This window comes from Panacibacter ginsenosidivorans (assembly GCF_007971225.1).
Lineage (GTDB): Bacteria > Bacteroidota > Bacteroidia > Chitinophagales > Chitinophagaceae > Panacibacter > Panacibacter ginsenosidivorans.
This window is the reverse complement of the sequence record NZ_CP042435.1, coordinates 1,566,283-1,586,717: the sequence shown is the minus strand read 5'-3', so window position 1 is coordinate 1,586,717 and position 20,435 is coordinate 1,566,283. Positions and strand designations below refer to the sequence as shown.

Here is a 20,435-nt window from a genome sequence, read left to right as displayed (position 1 = left end):
GAGACCGATTTAAACTTAAAATATCTGATTGCGTCGGGCATTATAAATAGCAACAACTAATAACGGTATGGTTAGTAGTAATGCCCAATACCAGTTTGCATTATGTATAAATGCAACTTCTGCAATAATTGCATTTATCAAAACAAATGCAAGAATGATAAGCTTGTTGATAGGTATATTTTCTTTTGAAGATGACATGGCTTTATCTTTTATCGTTAAGGGAAGCTGCATGATTTGCAAAGAGCAACATTGATTTGCCTGTAAATTTATCATGCGCTAAAAATGTAATTGTTTGTCAACAAAACTTTGTTTACTCCGCCAGTCTTTGATTTTATGGGTCAGCCATATACAAAAGGAAGCAATAAAAATTCTCATGATTGTAGTATTTTATTTTACGTTTTTGAATGCTGATTTTTATAATACCTGAATGCCGTTATTTCATAGCATGGCAGTTGCAGTGTTGTTTTTATATAGTACACTGCAATTGCTACATGCCGGATATCAGCATAACATCAACTCAATATTAGCAGAAACAAAGTAAGAATATCCCGTACCCAAAAAATTATAATAAGGCCGGGATGATAGTTTTAAAATCTTTGAAACTTGAAAAATAATAAAGCTCAGAAGCGAAAGGAAGAAATTCTGTAAATGAGCAAGTATAACAATCACGTGTGTCAGGTACAGGCAGATACCTTTTGATTGTTGAAGGTTTTATTTGGAAAACTTTACTTGTCATGATATAGGCAAACATAACATGTTAAATGCAAGGATTTGGTTAAAACTGATTGTTATTTGCTGCTATAAAAACAGAACGGACAAGTGTGCGACGCAACAGGAGATGCTATGAGATACAAAAGCTGGGGTCATATGATATGCCTTCTCACATTTTTATTTTGTGTAAAACAATCTGCAACCTGGACATATACACGGAAACTTATACTCGTTCACTCTAATAGGAACTGCATGCCCGTTAATTTGAATCTGTGCTGTTTGTGCCTATAGTTACACTGTTCAATCGTATCTTATGTGTTTTACCCTCTCTGTCTATTTCAAATTTTCCACTCCAGTTTGCAACCTTGAATGGACCGCTCGTCCATTGAACTGTTTTATTCGCTGCATTATATGTAAAAGACCCCTGCCCGATATTTTTTTTACTCATGTTATAATAGGTGTATTTACCATTTTGTAATTCAAAATATCCTATTCGTATTGGATTGGAGGCACTGCCATAGGAAAGGATTATATAGGTTCCGTTACGTGGTCCTTTCTTATCATTTTCCACATTTGCATCAGAGGTTTGCTGCATCCTGATATTTGCTGCTTTTATCCATTGCACCTGGCTATATCCATCATATTGAACTTTATAATACCCGGCATAGGTACCTGTACCGGTTTCAAGAATGCTTCCTTTATACCATGCACCGGAATTATATGCTTCTATTTTATCTCCTATGCTGAAACTTTGTGTAAAACCAATTGAAAAAAATAATTGAAGTGCTGCTACCAGTATAAATTTTCTCATAGAGTTTTTTTGATTAAAACTAGTAAAATTTACATACTGATAAATCTATTTTTTGTATGCACAGATTTTTTGAGAACAGAACTTGTTTGGGAACAGCATATTTGATACTGTGTGTTGTTTTATGGAACATTAATATACTTATGCAACTGCATGCTCAGTTCCCATTGAGGGTTTGCTTTTATATAGTCAATAATAAGCGGTGTAATCTTTTCGCTTTTGCCCCATTCAGGTTGCAGATACAATTTACAGGTTGCAGAAACTTTTGCGGCATAATCTTCTGCCCATTTAAAATCAGACTTATTATAAACAACAACTTTCAATTCATTGGCGAGTGGCAATATTTCCGGTAATGGTGCTTTGAATTTTTTTGGTGAAAGACAGATCCAATCCCATGTACCACTTAATGGATGAGAGCCGGACGTTTCAATATTATTTTCAAAGCCTGCATTATGCAATGCACGAGTTAGTGCATCAAGATCATGCATCAGTGGTTCGCCACCTGTTACCACAGCCAATCTGCCCGGATGTTTTTTGGCCTCTGCAATAATTTTGTCAATAGACAACACGGGGTGTTTCAATGCATCCCAACTTTCTTTTACATCGCACCACGAACACCCCACATCACAACCACCAAGCCTTATAAAATAAGCGGCCCTTCCCTGGTGAAAACCTTCTCCCTGCAAGGTATAGAAGGCTTCCATTACAGGAAGTGAAGTTGTTTGATGTTCTATTGTTGTTGTTACTATCATTACTTATTTCAGGTCTGTAAATCTGTAGAATATTTATTTGAATACCGGCTGTAGTGTTCATGGCATCGTTCCTTGCGTCGCAATCACTTCATCTGTATAACTACGGGCAACTTAACTTACAGAGGAAAATATTCCTATCAATTCACACTACTTTTATTTTAAAACCAAATGATAAAGATGAAGCGAACTTTTTATAAAAGTTGTATTGTACAAGAGTGCGACGCAACAGGTGATGCTATGAAAAACTTTTGCCTGGCCCATAAATTATTGTCTTTGATGATATGCCTGCAATGTATTCTTTAACAAACCTGCTATTGTCATTAAACCAACGCCACCCGGAACGGGTGTAATGGCAAATGTTTTTGGTGCAACCTCATCAAAAGAAACATCTCCTTTTATTCTGAAACCTTTTTTAGCAGTTGCATCTTCTACTCTTGTAATTCCAACATCAATAACAACTGCTCCTTCTTTTACCATGTCTGCTTTTACAAACTGAGGTCTGCCAAGTGCTGCTACAAGAATGTCTCCCTGTAAACAAATTTCTTTTAGATTCTGTGTATGGGAGTGACAAATAGTGACCGTACAGTTGCCATGTTTTATATTGCTGCTTAACAGAATGCTCATAGGGCGACCAACAATATTGCTTCTTCCTATTACAACAGCATGCTTACCTTTTGTTTCAATATTAAAATGATCAAGCATAAGCATAATACCATAAGGCGTTGCCGGAATAAATGCAGGTAGGCCTTGAACAAGCTTGCCGGCATTTACAGGATGAAAACCATCCACATCTTTTTCTGGTGCTATTGCTTCAATTACTTTTTGTTCATTAATATGTTTTGGCAGTGGCAGCTGAACGAGTATGCCGTCTACCGACACGTCATTATTTAAAAAATTGATTTTTTGTAAAAGGATAGATTCTGCGATATCTTCTTCTAACCTGATTAATGTTGACTGAAAACCAATTTCTGCGCATTGTTTTACCTTGCTTGCCACATATGTTTCGCTTGCTCCGTTATTTCCAATCAGTATTGCTGCAAGATGCGGGGGGCGCTTACCATTGTTAGTTAATATTTCCACTTCTTTTTTCAGTGATTCTTTAATTGCAGCAGATGCAATTTTGCCATCAAGTATTATCATGCTGCAAAAGTATTGCAGGCAGCTCAGATTTTTTGGCTAATTGTTTTCTATACCTGTTTTACTGCTGGAATTAAAATTGATTTTTGGGTCTTAATACCCAGATAATTTGAAGCTGATTGTTTTGATGATGGTATTAATTACGATTTTTTTGAGCAGTAAGGTTATGAAAACAGTAGTTGTGCAGGGTTTAATAATAATCTTTCTAAAACTTTTTAAAAACTGCTTGCCTGGATTTAAGAAATCAAAATAAGTAGCTGCAAAATATAAAAATACATATTAATATAAAATATATTTAACAAACTTACAGGCGTAAGCAGCGCAAACTTGCCGCTCATTGTCTTTTTTCTTGGTTTATAGAATTTAACAACACGTTTAAATTTATTTAACCATTTGTTTTTAATCCCCTACATTTGGGCGCAAATTTTTAAAAACCTATAGTCACATGAGAAAAATTGTAAGTTTCTTACTCTTGCTATTGCTATCAACCTCGATAGCTATTGCACAAACCCGAAACATTACGGGTAAGGTTACTGATGAAAATGGAAGTCCGATACCTTTTGTATCAGTAAAGGTTAAGGATGGCAAGACAGGCGTATCTGCAGATGCAAATGGTGTATTTATCATTAAGGCATCTATGGGTTCAACCCTGGTAATCAGTTCAGTTGGTTATACAGAAAAAGAAGTTACTGTTAATGCAGAAAGTATCTCTGTCACTTTAGCAAGAGATACTAAATCAACAATCTCTGAAGTGGTTGTTACTACTGCCTTTAACATTAAAAAAGATCAACGTACTACACCTTTCAGTACACAGGTGATCAAATCTGATGCCTTAACAATTATCCCTCAGTCAAACCTCAACGATGCGTTAGCGGGTAAGATTGCAGGTGTACAGTTCAGGTCTCAGTCTGGCGCAAAGCTCAACAGCCAGTCATTTGCACGTATCAGGGGTGGTTTATTACTCTCTGGTGATGTAGGTGCTATTTATGTTGTGGATGGAACAATTGTAGGTGATGCTTACGATATTGATCCTAACAGCGTAGAAAGTATCAACGTATTAAAAGGCGCTAACGCAACTGCGCTTTTTGGAAGCCGCGCTTCAAATGGTGCTATTATTATTACTACTAAAAAAGCTGCTGCCGGTAAAACAAGTATTGATGTAAGTCAGGGATTAACATTTGACCGTGTAAACAGGATACCTCATTTACAGAATAGCTATGCTGGTGGTGGATCCGCGGATCTTATCCCATTTACTTTTGTTGAGGGTATGCCTGAAGAATGGAGAGCGCTTGATGGCAAACTGTTCCCGGATTATACAGATGATGCAAGCTGGGGGCCTAAAATGGAAGGCCAGGAATATGTGCCTTGGTATGCATGGGTACCTGGTACAAAATATACAGGAAAAACAGCCAGCCTGGTTGCTCAGCCGGATAATATAAAAGATTTCTTTGCAAATGGTTTTAATTCTAATACCAACGTAAACTTTTATAAATCAGGTCAGGGCTATAGTACAAGACTTTCTTTCTCCAAACAATTTATACAGGGTATAATTCCTAATTCAAAATCTGACAGGTACGTAGTTTCTACCAGTACATCGTTAGACCTTAATAAATATTTTACTGCAGGTATAAACCTGAACTTTAATACGCAGAATATTTATGGTGAATATGATGATGGTTATGCCAACCAGACATCAGGAAACTTTGGTCAGTGGAACCACAGAGATCTTGACATGGGTATTATGAAAGAATTACAGTACTTACATGTACCTGATTATGCAGGCGGCGGCCTTGCAAGCTGGAACTGGTCTTCAAATCCAACAGCTTATGATCCAACTAATCCTGCAGGATTTTTTACCGGTAACTATTGGTATAATTTCTACAGTTATATGGATAACCTTGATCAGCGTCAAAGACGTGACAGGTTATATGGAGACGTTTATTTGAACTTTAAATTGAATAGTCACTTCAACATAAGGGGAACTGTTCGCAGAGACCAGTCAAATTATTATTATGAAAATAAAGTGAAATCACTTCTGGAAAAAAGTGCTACCCAAACAGGCCTTAAAGCCGGCTTTGGAACAGGTGAGCGTTATCAGAATGAGACCAATTATGAATTGATTGCCACTTATAATACTACTTTCCTGAAAGACTTTGGTCTTAATTTATTGGCTGGTGGTAATGTGCTTACTTACCTGCGGAAAGATCTTGATGCCAGCACTGTTAATGGTCTTACTATTTATGACCTTTATGCTTTGTCTAACTCTGTTTCCACACCTAATCTAAGTAATTCAAGGTTGGAATCAAGAACCAATTCTTTGTTTGCAAGTGGTGATCTTGAGTATAAAAAATTCATCAGTGCAACATTTGCGGTTCGTCAGGATTATAACTCTACCTTACCAACAAGCGATAATAAATTATTCTATCCTTCTGTGGGTATGTCTTTTATTCCAAGCACATTTACAAAGGACGCTTTGCCATGGTTGTCTTTTGCCAAAGTATTTGGAAGCTGGGGCAAAAAACCATTGGCGCTTGATATATATGCACTTGATCTTACATATCCTATTAACCAGAATAAATGGGATGATAATGCATTGCAGACTGTTAGCAATACTATACCTGACAGGAGTCTTGCCGGTACTACCATTACAAGCTACGAAGCTGGTGTTGAATTAAGGTTTGCTAAAAATAAGATCGGCTTAATGGCTACTTATTACAATGAGAAAGCTGCTGATCAGCCAATTAATATCCAGGTTCCCGGTCAAAGTGGATTTACAACAAAAACGGTAAATGCTGCTACAGTAGAAAGAAATGGTTTAGAATTTACAGTTGATGCTAAAATCGTTAACCGTAAAGACTTTACCTGGTCTGTAACCAAGACTTTTGGTTACCTGATGGGTAATAAAGTTACCAAGCTTATCGAAGGAACTACAAGAATTCAGCCTTCAGGTTGGGCAGGCGCATTTGGATCAAGATATGCTACAGCTTATCAGGTTCTTGGTGAAGATTGGGGCCAGCTGATCGGTGGTGGTATGACACGTAATGAAGATGGTAAAGCATTGATTGACCCATCGAGCGGCTTATATGCTGCCGGTAACGCTAATTATAACTGGGGCAATATAGTGCCAAAAGTTACAGGTGGTTTCCAGAGCTTATTTACTTATAAGAATTTTATATTGAACCTTAGTCTTGACTACCAGGTTGGCGGTAAATTCTTCTCATTGTCTGAAAGCTGGGGTGCTTTCTCTGGTTTGCTTGATTACACAGCAGAGACAAACGACAGAGGTAAGAACGTACGTGATCCTTTAAGCGAAGGCGGCGGCGTGCATGTTGTAGGTGTTAGTTCAGTTGACAGCAAAACTCCTGTTGACATGTATGTTGACGGATTCACATACTTCCACCAATTCTACGGTGCAGGTATTGCTGACCCATACGTTCATGACCTTTCTTACCTTAAATTAAGAGAAGTTAGCCTGGGCTACAGCATACCATCTGAAAAGCTTGGCTTTATGAGCAATACTGTGAAAGGTATAACGGTTTCTTTAATTGCCCGTAATCCATGGCTTATATACAGTGCGTCCAAGAATTTTGATCCTTCTGAAATTTCAGGCGTGTATGGTGAAGATGGCCAGTTGCCTTCTGTTCGTTCTCTTGGATTTAATGTAAAATTCAACTTCTAATTATTTCAAACATTAATGATTATGTTACGACCTAAAATAAAAGTATTCCTCGCTGCATCTTTAGCTGCATCATTGATGACCATGTCATCGTGCAGTAAGATTGATGATTTTGGTAATATGAATACCAACCCAACTGTGCCACTTACACCGCTTACTTCTGCATTGCTTACCCAAACTTTGAGCAATGTGGGAAGTAGCTATGCATGGGACCAGGGAGGTATTTCTACGGTTTCCGGTTTATACTGCCAGTATTTTTCAGAAACACAATATACGGATGCTTCTGCCCAGTATTCCAAACCTACATTTAACTGGGACGGTTATTACGCTGGTAATCTTAAAGATCTTCAAACCATTATCGATTACAATAGTGATCCAAATACTGCAGCAATTGCTTTGGCTAATGGTTCAAATGCCAACCAAATCGCTATTGCAAGAATATTGAAATCTTACATCATGTGGTTCATAACAGACACATGGGGTGATGTTCCTTACAACGATATTTTTAATGCTGATGCAAATGGTGTAATACCTTACACATCCCAGCAGCAAATTTATTCAAGCCTTTTTACAGAGCTGTCTGAAGCTGTTGCTCAGTTTGATGATGGTCCCGCTGTAAAAGGAGATATTCTTTTTGATGGCGATATCACCATGTGGAAGAAGTTTGCCAATTCACTCCATGCTTTAATGGCCTTACGTTTAAGCAAAAAGGATGCAACAACCGGTGCCGCTGAATTTAATGCTGCATTAAATGCGGATGGCGGTGTATTTGAAGAAGGCGAAAGTGCAACTATGGATTACCCCGGTGGTAATTTTAACAGCCCTGTATATAATTACTACAACATCATAGCACGAAAAGACTATGCGGTTACGGACGTTTTGATTGATGGTTTATATAATAATTATGATGACAGATACTATGTTTTTGGAACAGGTGAAGGAGCTACAGGCACTGTTGCGGGGCAAGTTATCACTGGTTTCCCTTTTGGTTTAACTAGGGATGATGCTATTGATTTTCTTAATAACCATGCAAGTTTTGCAAGAGTGGTTGGCAGCAGTAAAACTATTTTTACAGATGGTACTGATTTTAATGTTTCCACTTCTCCCGTAGTATTGCTTTCTTCATCTGAAGTATATCTTGCAAGGGCTGAGGCTGCTTACCTAGGTTGGACCGGTGATGACGTGAATGATATGTACACAACCGGCATAAGAGAAAATTGGAAGCAATGGGATATATATGCAGGAGAGCTGCAGGGAATTTTTGGTGGCGGTGCTTTGAATGGTGAAGATTACGATTATTATATTTCTCAGGACAATATCGCGTTAGGTACAGAAACTGGCGATGATTATGCAAAGATTGCTTATGAAGAATGGGTAGCACACTACCCTAAAGGCTGGATGGGTTTTGCAGATTGGAGAAGAACCGGTTATCCTGAATTAACACCTAGCGTTAATTCAAGTTTAGGCGGTATCCCACGTCGCATGCCTTATGGACCTAATGAATACAGTCTTAACCCAACCAATGTTGCATCTTCAGCAAGTCAATATACCGGTGGAAGCCAGTCTTCTGACTCTCAGCTAGGACGTGTATGGTGGGATGCCCAGTAAAAGGATTTATTTATCAATTAATTATTTAAAGTATAAATATGAAAAAAATATTGTCTGCCTTTTTGCTCGGTACCGCATTGTTCTCGGCCGGTTGCAGTAAGGAAAAAGTATTCTTCGAAGAGGAATTAAATGGAGCCAAGGCCGGCGCTGGTTTCGGTTTGCCAAACAGTGAGCCTCTGTCATTAACTGTTGAAGCTTCCAGTACTTCTATTACGCAAGCTATAAATGCCTTTGCGGCAAGTGGTATTAGTGCGGATATAAATTTAGCAGTTGACGAATCATTGGTAACTGCTTATAATGATGCAAATGGTACTGCTATAGATGTAATGCCTTCAGACGTTTATAGTTTGCCTAGTTCTATAAGTATTTCCGGTGGAAGTGGAAGTGCCGACGCAACTTTTGATATTCAGAAATTGCTTACTTATGGTACAACCCTCGCAATCGGTCTTAAAATTACCGATGTAAGCGGGGGCACGGATTATATTGTACCCGGTAATAGCGAACTTGTTATCATCATCAAAGTAAAAAATGCTTACGAGGGAGATTATGGTGTAAAGGGTTATTTTGTGCATCCAAGTTCTCCAAGAGCTATTGCAAAAGATAAATTTGTATCCACCGTAGATCCTAATAGCAGCGAAGCAGAATTGGGTGATTTGGGTGGATCTGCATATTATTTTGACTTTGATGTAGATGGCTCAACTGTTGACAATTGGGTTGCTGTTGGAGCAACACCTCCTGCACCGCAATCTGGCTTTATGACAGTTGATAACCCAACCGGGAATGCTACTTATCCTGGAGGTAATTATACAAGTGCCAATTATCCTAACACTTACGATGAAGCTACTGGTATATTTAAGTTGCATTACGGTTACGGTGGGGGTGCAGGTAGCCAGGCAGGTTATACAAGAGAAATTTTTGAGACATGGACCAGAAAATAAGTTTTAATTATTTCTTTTATAGAAAGGGCCACCTGTTAGGTGGCTCTTTTGTTAATTTAAAGAATTGAAACTGATTTAAAGAATAGAACTACTGATGCATACACGCAAATATTGCAGAAGAGATAATCTTAGTATCCTGCAATACAGCATTGAGCATCTTTTGTTGCGTCGCACACTTGTACATTTGAATACGACTGTTACAAAATACCAGTGCAAAAAATATTTGCCTTGAAAATGTAAACTCAGTGTGAATTGCCGTGTTGCCATAAAAGAAGAAACCCGAACTGAGCGTAGCAACAGGCGATGCCATTATATCTATAGCCGGCAACCAAAATAATCGTCCCTGATATATAATTTTGAATTTCACTTTGATAGTATGATACATAGAAGAATTGCCTTGTTTATTTTAGCAGCACTGGGTTTGGTTTCCTGTGGTAATAATAAAAACAGGCAAACGGAAATTACTTTGACAATAAAAGGTGCTGCCGGCAAAAAAGTGTTTTTATACAGGGAGCCTTTTGTAAACGAAGTTGCTGTTAAGGTTGACTCTGCCATTGTAGTTGATTTGAATCATCCTGTACATTTTATCATTCATGATACTTTACAGAGGCTCTATATGTTAAGGGTGGAGCAAAGTGGAAATAGGTATTATTTTATAAATGATGTGTCTGCGCTGCAGATAAATGCTAACGAAATAAATGGAAAATATGTAATCAGTTCATCTCCTGCAAGTATTTCGCTTAAAGCGTTTAATGAAAAACAGTCTCATATTTCAGATAGCCTGCGGCAATATGTAAAGCAGATGAAGGCTATATCCAAAAATAAAAAAGCGCTTGATTCAATGAAGCGTGTATACGATAAAAAGTTTGCAGTCTTTTCACAGAATTACATCAATTATGCGGATACTATACAAAACGGTGCATGCTTTATGACTGTTTATGAGAATATTGAATTTGGGAATAATTATGAGAAGCTTAAATCTTTTGTTGACAGGGCAAGTGAACGCTTTCCGGATTATAAACCAATTCAGGAACTTAAATCTGAAACATACGACATGATAGATATTTTTGAAAAAGAATATAATGTGGGTGATACTCTTCCGCATATTGCGCTTAATAATACTGCAGGACAAATTTTTTCTACAAAATCTTTAGAGGGCAAATATTATTTTATCGATTTTTGGGCTACGTGGTGCCCGCAATGTTTGTCTTATAATTATTACAAAAAGCAACTATGGAATAGTTATAAATTAAAGGGACTTGCTATGGTAAGCGTAGCGCTTGATGATGAAAAAGAAAATTGGCTGAATATGCTTACTAAAGACAGCCTTACATGGACACAATTGATAGATGAAAATATGTGGCACGGCACTGCTGTAAAAACTTTGAAATTTGATAGTATCCCGTTTAATTTTTTTGTGGATCCTGATGGCAGGGTTATAGGTAAAGCTATAAAACCTGATTCGCTAAAACCTTTTATCGGCAGATATTTGAAGTGAATATTTGTTAGGGTAAAGTATTATAATAATTAATCAGTTTGGCCCAGCCATCTTCACTACCTGCAGAGATGCCATTTGTTTTTGCATAACTATTTACAGCATCCCATTTAGCAGCAAGTAATTTTTCCAGGTTCTTTTTTCCCAGGCTTATTTCTTTGCCCGGCTGTCCATCTTCAATTACATAATATTTATTCTTATCAATAAATTTTTTCTCTTTGTAAGTAGGGCTTGATTCATACACTTCTTCAATATCCTTTACGTAATATTTAATAAAGGTTATTTTACCATCAGCTAAAAAGCTTACAAATTTATCGGGTGTAATTTCTTCAAGATTTATTCCATTGCTAAAGCTAATTATCTTGGTTGTATCAGGTGAATTAGGGAAAATATCAAATTGAATAATGCCGGAAGTGCTAATATCAAATATGGTATCGTTCAGGTTAACGTATATTTTGTTTGTGTGTACATCAAATTTTAATTTAAGATCTGTATACATTCTTGTTGAAGTAAACACTCTGCCCATAACCCAGGCTTCCGTTAAAAAACCATTGCCGATAATTCCATCATATTGGTTGTCGAATGCAACAGGAGATGATTTCATATCTTCTTTGTGCAATATTTCATACATGGTATAAGTGAGATGTTGTGCAAAGGATAGCTTAGCAGCAAAGAGGAAAAAGAAAACAAAAATAATCTTGCGCATAATTGTTCATTTAAAGAACAACAAGATATAAAATATAGTGTTATAAATATGAAGATATTGAGAAGAAAAATGTCCCGCTTAAGATGAAGGGTAAGAGAAAGGGGGCATGGCTTAATTGCAGAAAATATTCAGGAAAATCTATGGATGGTGTGTTATTTAAAATCAAAATCTTTTTTCATTTGCCCGGCGGCATTTTTGATTATTCCGTCAATGAAATTTACTTTGTCAGCGATCATATTAATATTAATTCTGTTCTTGGCGCTTTGCTCCACAAACTTTACGTCTTCAGTTATCATATCCATACTTAGCAGGGTTACATTCGCTTTTATTTTATGTGCAAAAAAATAAACCTGTTCCCAGTCCTTTTCTGCACATGCTTTAACCAGAGCCTCAGCATTAGATGGAACAGTTTCCAGAAAAATAGTGATCACCTGAAGAATAAAATCTTCATTGTCATCAATTTCTTTAAGTTGACCGAGGTTGTATAATTGCGCATCAGGGGTCATGAATGCTGGTCTTCGGTGTGCTTATAAAGTTTTAATTCATTATTGCTGATCATGCGGTATATGGTTGACTTACCTATATCCAGTTTTTCGGCAACTTTCAACACATCATATTCGAATGTGTCGAGATAATGCTGCAGCAATTGTGTAGTAAACTGTTTCAGCGTAAGGTTTTCTGTATTGTTGTTAAAACTTTTATTGTTGCTGGTATGTATCTGTATATGCTCCGTATTTATTTCATCTTCATTACTCATTACGCACGCCAGTTCCACGATAGATTTTAATTCCCTGATATTACCCGGAAAAGAATATAGCATCAATGTTTTTTTTGCTTCAACATCAAGATGCTTTTTAGGTAAATGGTTTTCGTTACAGAACTGATCAATGAAATAATTGGCGATCAGAATAATATCATTACCCCTGTCACGCAATGGGGGAAGATGTATAGGCAAACCCAATAAGCGGTAATAAAGATCCTCCCTGAATTTACCTTTCTTTACCTGTTCCTGAAGGTTGCGGTGCGTAGCAACTATAATACGAACATTGATCTTTATGATCTCATTACTTCCGATCCTTGTTAACTCCTGTTCCTGTAATACACGCAATAATTTGGCCTGCATGTTTACATCCATTTCACCAATCTCATCCAAAAACAATGTACCCTTATTAGCTTCTTCAAACTTACCAATACGCCTGTTGGTAGCACCTGTAAACGAACCTTTTTCATGACCAAAAAGTTCGCTTTCCAGCAAGTCTCTTGGTATGGCCGCTACGTTTACCGGAACAAAAGGAAATTTTTTTCTTTCTGAATTAAAGTGAATACTTTTTGCCACCAGGTCCTTACCGGTTCCGGTCTCGCCATATACTGAGCAGGTTATATTTGCAGAAGCAGCTTTTTCCATTAAAGCAAAAACCTGTTTAATGGCAGGGCTGTTACCAATAATAGCTTTTTGAAAATTGTATTTCTTTTGAACTTCCTGCTGAAGTGTTGCAATCTCTTTCTTTAATGAAATGTTTTCCCGCAGGTTCTGTATACTCATCCACAAACGCTCCTGTGTATCTGCATCTTTTACTATATAATCATTAGCTCCTTTCTTAAAAAGCTCAACGGCCACTTTTATATCTTCCTGCCCCGAAATTATGATTACTCTTGTTTCCGGGCTGGCTGTTTTTACCTTATCCAATAATATATCACCGGTCATATCAGGTAGCGAATAATCAAGTGTAACTATATCAGGTTTCTCATGGATGGCCGCTAATATTTCTTTGGCAGAAGTGAATTTTTTTACCTGGAAATCGGGATTTAACGAAAGGAAATGACTAAGCACAGCGCTGTAAACAGCATCGTCTTCAACGATAAAAATAGATATTGGGTCTTGCTTCATTTCAGTATTCAAACCTACAGCAAAAAGTTGGTTTTCCTTGTATCCCAAAACGGGAAAATTCCCACATTATTGTACAATGGCTGTATTTGATATAAAGATTTTGTGCCCGTCAGCAGAATAAGTATCAGGCATTGTTGCGTCGCACTCCTGTACGCTTTGTTCTTTTGGCGACCGGTGACAACTCCTTCAAAAGTACAAGAGTGAGACGCAACAAAATGATGCCGGCAGCATTACTGCCGGGCTAAAAAATAATTTTTAAAACAGCATTATTTATTTATCCTGCATATATCAAGGAACGGAGTATTTATTTGCCGTTGCTATATTTTTTGCCGCTGAATTCTGCTTTACAGCTATTTTTGTTATCATGGAAATAAATAGTGCACTGATAGATAATATAGCTCATTTATCCCGCCTTTATTTTACCGACGAAGAAAAGAAGGAGATAGAAACTGATATGCAACGCATGATATCATTTGTTGAAAAACTAGCAGAGATAGATACTTCTGGGGTAGAGCCGCTACAGCATATGGGTTCGTCTATTAATGTGTTGCGGGAAGATGAAGTAAAGGGCTCTATAAGCCGGGAAGAAGCATTACAAAATGCGCCGGTAACAGACGGAATATTTTTCAAAGTACCCAAGGTTATAAAAAAATAGCAGTTGTGGTTTATTTAGTAACCGCAAACTGTAAATTATAAAATGATTTATGGAATCAATTATCCATCTCGAAAATATCAGGAAAAGCTATTATATGGGTAGCCATGCCCTGGAAGTACTAAAAGGCATTACACTGGATATTTACAGGAAAGAATATGTGGCGCTGATGGGCCCCAGCGGTAGTGGCAAGAGCACCCTGATGAATATTTTAGGTTGTCTTGATACGCCTACTTCAGGCACTTATATTTTGAATGGCAGTGATGTAAGCAAAATGGCCGATGATGATCTTGCGGAAGTGCGCAATAAAGAGATTGGTTTTGTGTTTCAGCAGTTTAATTTATTGCCAAGGCTTACTGCTGCAGAAAATGTAGCGCTGCCTTTGATTTATGGTGGTGTAAGCAAAAAAGAGAGAATGGAAAGGGCATTGGAAGCGCTAAGAAAAGTAGGATTAGCAGACCGTAGCCAGCATAAGCCTAATGAAATGAGTGGTGGACAAATACAACGTGTGGCTATTGCACGTGCATTGGTAAATAATCCATCTATACTATTAGCGGATGAACCTACGGGTAATCTTGATTCAAAGACCTCTGTAGAAGTAATGGAAATATTTGGACAGATACAGGCCGCAGGAAATACAGTTGTATTGGTTACACATGAAGAAGATATTGCAGCATTTGCAAAACGTGTGGTTAGATTAAGGGATGGTTTGATTGAAACTGATACAACAAGAGAACCCAAGCATGCAATGGCGTAAAATATTGTATAAATAAAATAATAGAGGAGAGTTGCATACTCTCCTTTTTTATTTCTGCTGAACAAGCAATGTTTATTTTTGTTGCTCACTTAAATGTTTTTCCATGGCTTTAAAGATATATACCAAGACAGGCGACAAAGGCAAAACAAGTTTGATCGGTGGCACTAAAGTACCTAAAAGCCATATACGCATTGAGACCTATGGCACTGTTGATGAATTGAATTCATATATAGGTTTATTGAATGACCATATAAATAATGTGCATAGCAATAAAATGCTTAGAGAAATACAGGACAGACTTTTTACCATTGGTTCATCTCTGGCATGCGATCCTGATAAAGAACCATTAATGAAAATCCCTGATCTTAAAGAAGAAGATATAACAACACTGGAGAAAGAGATAGATGCAATGAATGAAGTGCTGCCCGCAATGAAACATTTTATTCTTCCCGGTGGCAGTATAGCTGTTTCCACGGCGCATATTGTGCGTTGTATTTGCAGGCGTGCAGAGCGGTTATGTGTAAATATGCAGGAACATGATATGTTTGTAGAAGCACTTGTTATAAAATATCTTAACCGGTTGAGCGATTATTTATTTGTGCTTGCACGATACATTGCACATATCAACAACGTAGAAGAAATTGCATGGAAGCCGAGAGTAAATCAAAAGTAAAATCACAAATCAAAAAAAATTATCAATTGCATTTCGATGCGATTTGCGCATCTATAGTTCTCTTAATGTCTGTATAAATTTCTTTCCTGCTATCTCGTAATAATGTCTTTACGAAAATAATGCAGGCATAACCTCTGCATTTGTCCACCATTGGCCAGGTGCCAAATAATCCGGGGCTTGCAACAGTGGTACTGCTACCGGTTGCATCAGCTTCAAGTATCCATTCGCCTAGTGCATAATTAAAGCCTTCGGCAGTTGGCGGGGCGTATCTTATCATGTTTTGATTGGTCTGTGCTTTTTGCATTTCTGCAACGGATTGTTCACTTAAAATTCTTTTGCCATTGAACATTCCCTTGTTTAATATCATTGTGAGAAAATTCATGTAGTCATTTGCCGTTGACTTTGCACCGCCGCTGGGGTTTGCAGCACGCTCACTATAAAATGTACTTGCTTTCATATTAAGTGGGCGAAATATTCTTTGCGTCATCAATTGGTCAAATGGTTTCCTGCTGATTATTTCCAATACCCGGCCAGCAATATTCAGCCCGACTGAACTATACGCAAACTGTTGCCCCGGCTGCGCAAATATTTCATGCTTGCTCATAAAGTTATTTACCTCATCCTCCAAAGTTGTAAATCGGCTATTTTCTAAAATGCCCGCAAGCCCGGATTTATCTTCAATGCCCGTTGTGTGAGATAAACAATTTCTAATCGTTATATAACCCTTGCCATAAGATGTAAATTCGGGAATGAATTTGCTTACTTTATCATCTAAAGAAAGTTTGCCTTCGTCAACAAAAGTCATAACCAATGCAGCCGTTAGCCATTTGCTGCAACTGGCAACCGGTGCAACCGTATTCGCTTTGAAATCCCCTAATTCTTTTTTATAGATAAGCTGGCTGTCTTTGTAAATCAATGTTACCACGTTACCTCCTAACTGCTGCTGGTATTGACTTAATTTACTATCCAGTTCGCTAAAATTATATTGTGCATCGGCAACCTGTAATAATAGCATGAAAACTAGTACAGTACTGACTTTCATGCAGGTTGAGGATATTTTTTGCGCCATATTTTCCTGTTACTTATGTTGGATTGTGATTTGCTGAAAGATATAAAGCTATTTGAATAAAAGATGTTAAAGCAATATTTATGAGCCCGGCTTATGAATAAGCATTGTACATCGTTGCGTCGCACTCTTGTACGTTCAGTTGAATATGGAACAGTAAGTACAAGTGAGTGACACAACGAAGAAGCCATGAAAAACTTTAGCCAACAACACAATTCAAAAAACCTTATTACTTAAAACTTATAACGTACAACATATATGAACTTAGGAAATTTCACTATTAAAGCGGCAGAGGCTGTACAACAGGCACAGCAGCTGGCGTTCAATAATCAGAATCCAAATATCGAAACAGAGCATATTCTAAAAGCGCTGCTTGATATGGAAGGCTCGCCTGTTGAATACTTGTTAAAGAAGAATAACGTAACCGTTAATCTTGTTGAAAACAAGCTTGATGAATTATTAAACAAACTTCCAAAAACAAATGGAGAAGCTGCACAATCAATTGGTCGCGATGCGAACAATGTTGTGTTGCGTGCAGGTGCTGTATTAAAGAAATTCAATGATGAATTTGTAACGCCGGAACATTTACTGCTGGCAATAGTGCAGGGTAACGATGCGGCTGCAAAATTATTAAAAGATGCAGGCTTAACTGAGAAGGGTTTGATAACTGCAATCAACGATTTGCGCAAAGGTGATACGGTAAAATCTCAAACACAGGAAACGCAATTCAATGCATTAAATAAATATGCAAAGAACCTGAACGAAATGGCAAGACAAGGTAAACTTGATCCTGTTATTGGTCGTGACCAGGAGATAAGAAGAACATTGCATATACTTAGCCGTCGTTCGAAGAACAATCCAATTCTAGTCGGTGAGCCGGGTGTTGGTAAAACCGCCATTGCAGAAGGTTTGGCAATGCGTATTATAAACGGCGATGTACCGGAGAATTTGAAAAGCAAAGTGATTTATGCATTGGATATGGGTCAGTTGATAGCAGGTGCAAAATATAAAGGCGAATTTGAAGAAAGATTGAAAGGTGTAGTAAAAGAAGTATCAACCAGCGATGGAGAGATCATTCTTTTTATCGACGAGATTCATACACTAGTTGGTGCCGGTGGAGGTGAAGGAGCAATGGATGCAGCCAATATTTTAAAACCAGCATTGGCACGTGGGGAGTTGAGAGCAATTGGTGCAACTACGCTTAATGAATATCAAAAATTCTTTGAAAAAGATAAAGCACTGGAGCGTCGTTTCCAGAAGGTAGTGATTGATGAGCCAACGGAAGAAGATGCAATTTCTATTTTGCGTGGTTTAAAAGATCGTTACGAAACGCACCATCATGTGCGTATTAAAGACGAAGCAATTATTGCTGCGGTTGAACTATCGCATCGTTATATAACAGACCGTTTCTTACCGGATAAGGCAATTGACTTAATAGATGAAAGTGCTGCAAAGCTTAGGTTGGAAATGAACTCTATGCCGGAAGAACTGGATAAGCTGGAAAGACAAATTCGTCAATTGGAAATTGAACGTGAAGCGATCAAAAGAGAAAATGATGACTTTAAATTAAAAGAACTGAATACAGAGATAGCAAATCTTTCTGTAGAGCGTGATACATTCAAAGCAAAGTGGAAAGAAGAGAAAGAACTGGTAGAAAAGGTGCAAAATGCAAAGGCTGAGATCGAGCATTTAAAACTCGAAGCAGAGCAAGCTGAAAGAAACGGCGACTATGGTAAAGTGGCTGAAATACGTTATGGAAAAATAAAAGATAAAGAACAGTCAATCGATAAACTTTCGAAAGAACTTGATTCCATAAGTGATAAACGCATCATGAAGGAAGAAGTAGACGCGGAAGATATTGCCGAGAGCATTGCAAAATCTACTGGTATACCTGTTGCAAAAATGCTGCAAAGTGAAAGGGAAAAACTTTTACATCTTGAAGAGCATTTACACGAAAGAGTAGTAGGTCAGCATGAAGCAATTGTTGCAGTAGCAGATGCGGTAAGAAGGAGCCGTGCCGGCTTGCAGGATCCTAAAAAACCTATTGGCTCCTTTATATTTCTTGGTACTACCGGTGTAGGTAAAACAGAGTTGGCAAAAGCGTTGGCGGCTTATCTTTTTGATGATGAAAGTATGATGACGCGTATTGATATGAGCGAATACCAGGAAAAACATACGGTATCACGTTTAGTTGGTGCGCCTCCCGGATATGTAGGTTATGATGAAGGTGGCCAGCTTACAGAAGCAGTTCGTCGTAAACCGTACAGCGTGGTTTTGTTGGATGAAATAGAAAAAGCGCATCCGGATGTCTGGAATGTTTTGTTGCAGGTTTTGGATGATGGGCGCCTTACCGACAACAAAGGGAGGGTGGTAAATTTTAAAAATACAATTATTATTATGACCAGCAATATTGGTAGCCACCTTATTCAAGACGCCTTCGAAAATGTTGATGAAGACAATGTAGAGCAAGCTACTGGTAGAGCTAAGATAGAGGTAATGAACCTGTTACGTCAAACTATACGTCCTGAGTTTCTTAACAGGGTAGATGAGATAATTATGTTCCATCCATTACTTAAAAAGGAGATCCGGAACATCATTAACATACAATTGAAACAATTAGAGCAGTTGGTTGCGGAAAATAGTATACATTTGACGTTCAGCGATTACCTGGTAGATTTTCTTGCAGAAAATGGATATGATCCACAGTTTGGTGCCAGGCCTTTAAAGCGTTTAATACAGAAAGAGATTGTAAATCAATTAAGTAAGCGAATTTTGGCCGGGGATATTGATAAGTCAAAACCAGTACTGGTGGATGTGTTCGATGGAACAGTTGTATTCCGGAATGAAACTCCGGAACTTGAAAAAGCAAACGGAAAAAGAAAATAAATACAGTGCCATCGCATCGCGATGGCATTTGTTTTCATATCAAAACAAAGAAAAGGAGTTAGTTATGGCATTTAAAAAAGAGGTAGTAGAAATCATAGACCCTAAAAAAGTATTTGTAGGTAGCAGCGATGCTCCTGTAACAATCATGGAGTTTGGTGAATATGAAAATGAGGATTGCGCCAAGGCAAATGAAGTGGTGAAACAGGTTTTGCAGGATTACGATGGTAAGGTAAAATTTAATTTTCGTCATTTCCCTCTTACAAGAATTCACCAGCGTAGCATGAAAGCAGCAGAAGCTGCAGTTGCCGCTGTTCAGGAAGGTAAGTTTTGGGAAATGCACAATGAAATGTTTAACAACCGTCGCAATCTTGGAACCATCAGCTTAAAACTTCACTCAAAAGAAGTCGGCATCAGTAATAAGAATTTCCTTACAGACCTTGTAAATGGAACTTACGGATGGCATGTACAGGACGATCTTAAAGAGGGTATTGACCGCGGTGTAAAAGAGTTACCAGCCTTCTTCATCAACGATGAACCGTTGCAGGGCAAACCAACTTATGCAAACATAAGTGCGGCTATCGATGCAGCATTGAAGAAATCAAAAAAGAAAACAACGCAAAAACAAGTAGCATAAGATTATCCCGCTGTAATGGCGGGATTTTTATTTATGTACTTAGCTGTA

17 protein-coding genes are annotated in these 20,435 nt (G+C 37.8%); 9 read left to right on the top strand and 8 right to left on the bottom strand.

All coding sequences use genetic code 11. From position 1 onward, the window contains the following. Positions 1–15: 15 nt before the first annotated feature. From FRZ67_RS06565 to FRZ67_RS06550, 4 genes are all read right to left on the bottom strand, one after another. Positions 16–231, bottom strand: a complete 216-nt coding sequence (locus FRZ67_RS06565; protein ID WP_147188775.1) for a hypothetical protein — start codon at positions 229–231, stop codon at positions 16–18. A 739-nt stretch (positions 232–970) separates the two neighbouring features. Next, positions 971–1,522 (bottom strand): hypothetical protein, encoded by a 552-nt coding sequence (locus FRZ67_RS06560; RefSeq protein ID WP_147188774.1) that lies wholly within the window; start codon positions 1,520–1,522, stop codon positions 971–973. A 119-nt stretch (positions 1,523–1,641) separates the two neighbouring features. Then, positions 1,642–2,271 carry a 7-carboxy-7-deazaguanine synthase QueE gene (locus FRZ67_RS06555; RefSeq protein WP_225975527.1) on the bottom strand — a complete coding sequence of 210 codons (630 nt, stop codon included), beginning with the start codon at positions 2,269–2,271 and terminating at the stop codon, positions 1,642–1,644. A 264-nt stretch (positions 2,272–2,535) separates the two neighbouring features. Continuing rightward, positions 2,536–3,411, bottom strand: a complete 876-nt coding sequence (locus FRZ67_RS06550; protein ID WP_147188773.1) for a bifunctional 5,10-methylenetetrahydrofolate dehydrogenase/5,10-methenyltetrahydrofolate cyclohydrolase — start codon at positions 3,409–3,411, stop codon at positions 2,536–2,538. Between the two features lie 442 nt (positions 3,412–3,853). Here FRZ67_RS06550 and FRZ67_RS06545 point away from each other — a divergent pair, with 442 nt between their 5' ends. From FRZ67_RS06545 to FRZ67_RS06530, 4 genes are all read left to right on the top strand, one after another. Continuing rightward, on the top strand, positions 3,854–7,087 hold the full coding sequence (locus FRZ67_RS06545) for a SusC/RagA family TonB-linked outer membrane protein (RefSeq protein WP_147188772.1): 3,234 nt from the start codon (positions 3,854–3,856) through the stop codon (positions 7,085–7,087). A gap of 21 nt (positions 7,088–7,108) precedes the next feature. After that, positions 7,109–8,692: a SusD/RagB family nutrient-binding outer membrane lipoprotein gene (locus FRZ67_RS06540; protein ID WP_158638322.1), complete on the top strand. Its 1,584-nt coding sequence runs from the start codon at positions 7,109–7,111 to the stop codon at positions 8,690–8,692. Positions 8,693–8,730: 38 nt separating this feature from the next. Continuing rightward, positions 8,731–9,630 carry a DUF1735 domain-containing protein gene (locus tag FRZ67_RS06535; RefSeq protein ID WP_147188770.1) on the top strand — a complete coding sequence of 300 codons (900 nt, stop codon included), beginning with the start codon at positions 8,731–8,733 and terminating at the stop codon, positions 9,628–9,630. Positions 9,631–10,006: 376 nt separating this feature from the next. Beyond that, a complete protein-coding gene (locus FRZ67_RS06530) occupies positions 10,007–11,128 on the top strand; it encodes a TlpA disulfide reductase family protein (RefSeq protein WP_147188769.1) in 1,122 nt (373 codons plus the stop codon). A 7-nt stretch (positions 11,129–11,135) separates the two neighbouring features. Here the strand turns inward: FRZ67_RS06530 and FRZ67_RS06525 are convergent, their stop codons facing one another. From FRZ67_RS06525 to FRZ67_RS06515, 3 genes are all read right to left on the bottom strand, one after another. Continuing rightward, a complete protein-coding gene (locus FRZ67_RS06525; protein WP_147188768.1) occupies positions 11,136–11,831 on the bottom strand; it encodes a hypothetical protein in 696 nt (231 codons plus the stop codon). Between the two features lie 152 nt (positions 11,832–11,983). Continuing rightward, positions 11,984–12,337, bottom strand: coding sequence for an Hpt domain-containing protein (locus FRZ67_RS06520; protein WP_147188767.1), 354 nt, complete (start codon positions 12,335–12,337; stop codon positions 11,984–11,986). Then, positions 12,334–13,719 carry a sigma-54-dependent transcriptional regulator gene (locus FRZ67_RS06515; RefSeq protein ID WP_147188766.1) on the bottom strand — a complete coding sequence of 462 codons (1,386 nt, stop codon included), beginning with the start codon at positions 13,717–13,719 and terminating at the stop codon, positions 12,334–12,336. The genes FRZ67_RS06520 and FRZ67_RS06515 overlap by 4 nt, the downstream gene beginning before the upstream one ends. Positions 13,720–14,083: 364 nt before the next feature. On the opposite strand from FRZ67_RS06515, the gene gatC reads away from it, so the two are divergent. The 3 genes from gatC to FRZ67_RS06500 all read left to right on the top strand — a co-directional run bounded on the left by gatC (position 14,084) and on the right by FRZ67_RS06500 (position 15,801). Continuing rightward, a complete protein-coding gene (gatC, locus tag FRZ67_RS06510; protein ID WP_147188765.1) occupies positions 14,084–14,374 on the top strand; it encodes an Asp-tRNA(Asn)/Glu-tRNA(Gln) amidotransferase subunit GatC in 291 nt (96 codons plus the stop codon). A 49-nt stretch (positions 14,375–14,423) separates the two neighbouring features. After that, positions 14,424–15,128 carry an ABC transporter ATP-binding protein gene (locus tag FRZ67_RS06505; protein WP_147188764.1) on the top strand — a complete coding sequence of 235 codons (705 nt, stop codon included), beginning with the start codon at positions 14,424–14,426 and terminating at the stop codon, positions 15,126–15,128. A 103-nt stretch (positions 15,129–15,231) separates the two neighbouring features. Then, positions 15,232–15,801: a cob(I)yrinic acid a,c-diamide adenosyltransferase gene (locus FRZ67_RS06500; protein WP_147188763.1), complete on the top strand. Its 570-nt coding sequence runs from the start codon at positions 15,232–15,234 to the stop codon at positions 15,799–15,801. Positions 15,802–15,823: 22 nt separating this feature from the next. Here the strand turns inward: FRZ67_RS06500 and FRZ67_RS06495 are convergent, their stop codons facing one another. Further along, positions 15,824–16,843, bottom strand: coding sequence for a serine hydrolase domain-containing protein (locus tag FRZ67_RS06495; protein WP_158638321.1), 1,020 nt, complete (start codon positions 16,841–16,843; stop codon positions 15,824–15,826). Between the two features lie 282 nt (positions 16,844–17,125). Between FRZ67_RS06495 and clpB the strand changes: the two genes are divergently transcribed. Together clpB and FRZ67_RS06485 are read left to right on the top strand one after the other, a co-directional pair. Beyond that, a complete protein-coding gene (clpB, locus tag FRZ67_RS06490; protein WP_147188761.1) occupies positions 17,126–19,753 on the top strand; it encodes an ATP-dependent chaperone ClpB in 2,628 nt (875 codons plus the stop codon). Next, entirely contained in the window at positions 19,725–20,387 is a 663-nt protein-coding gene (locus FRZ67_RS06485) for a DsbA family protein (protein ID WP_225975526.1), read from the top strand. Before clpB ends, FRZ67_RS06485 begins: the two co-directional genes overlap by 29 nt. The last annotated feature ends 48 nt before the right edge of the window (positions 20,388–20,435 follow it).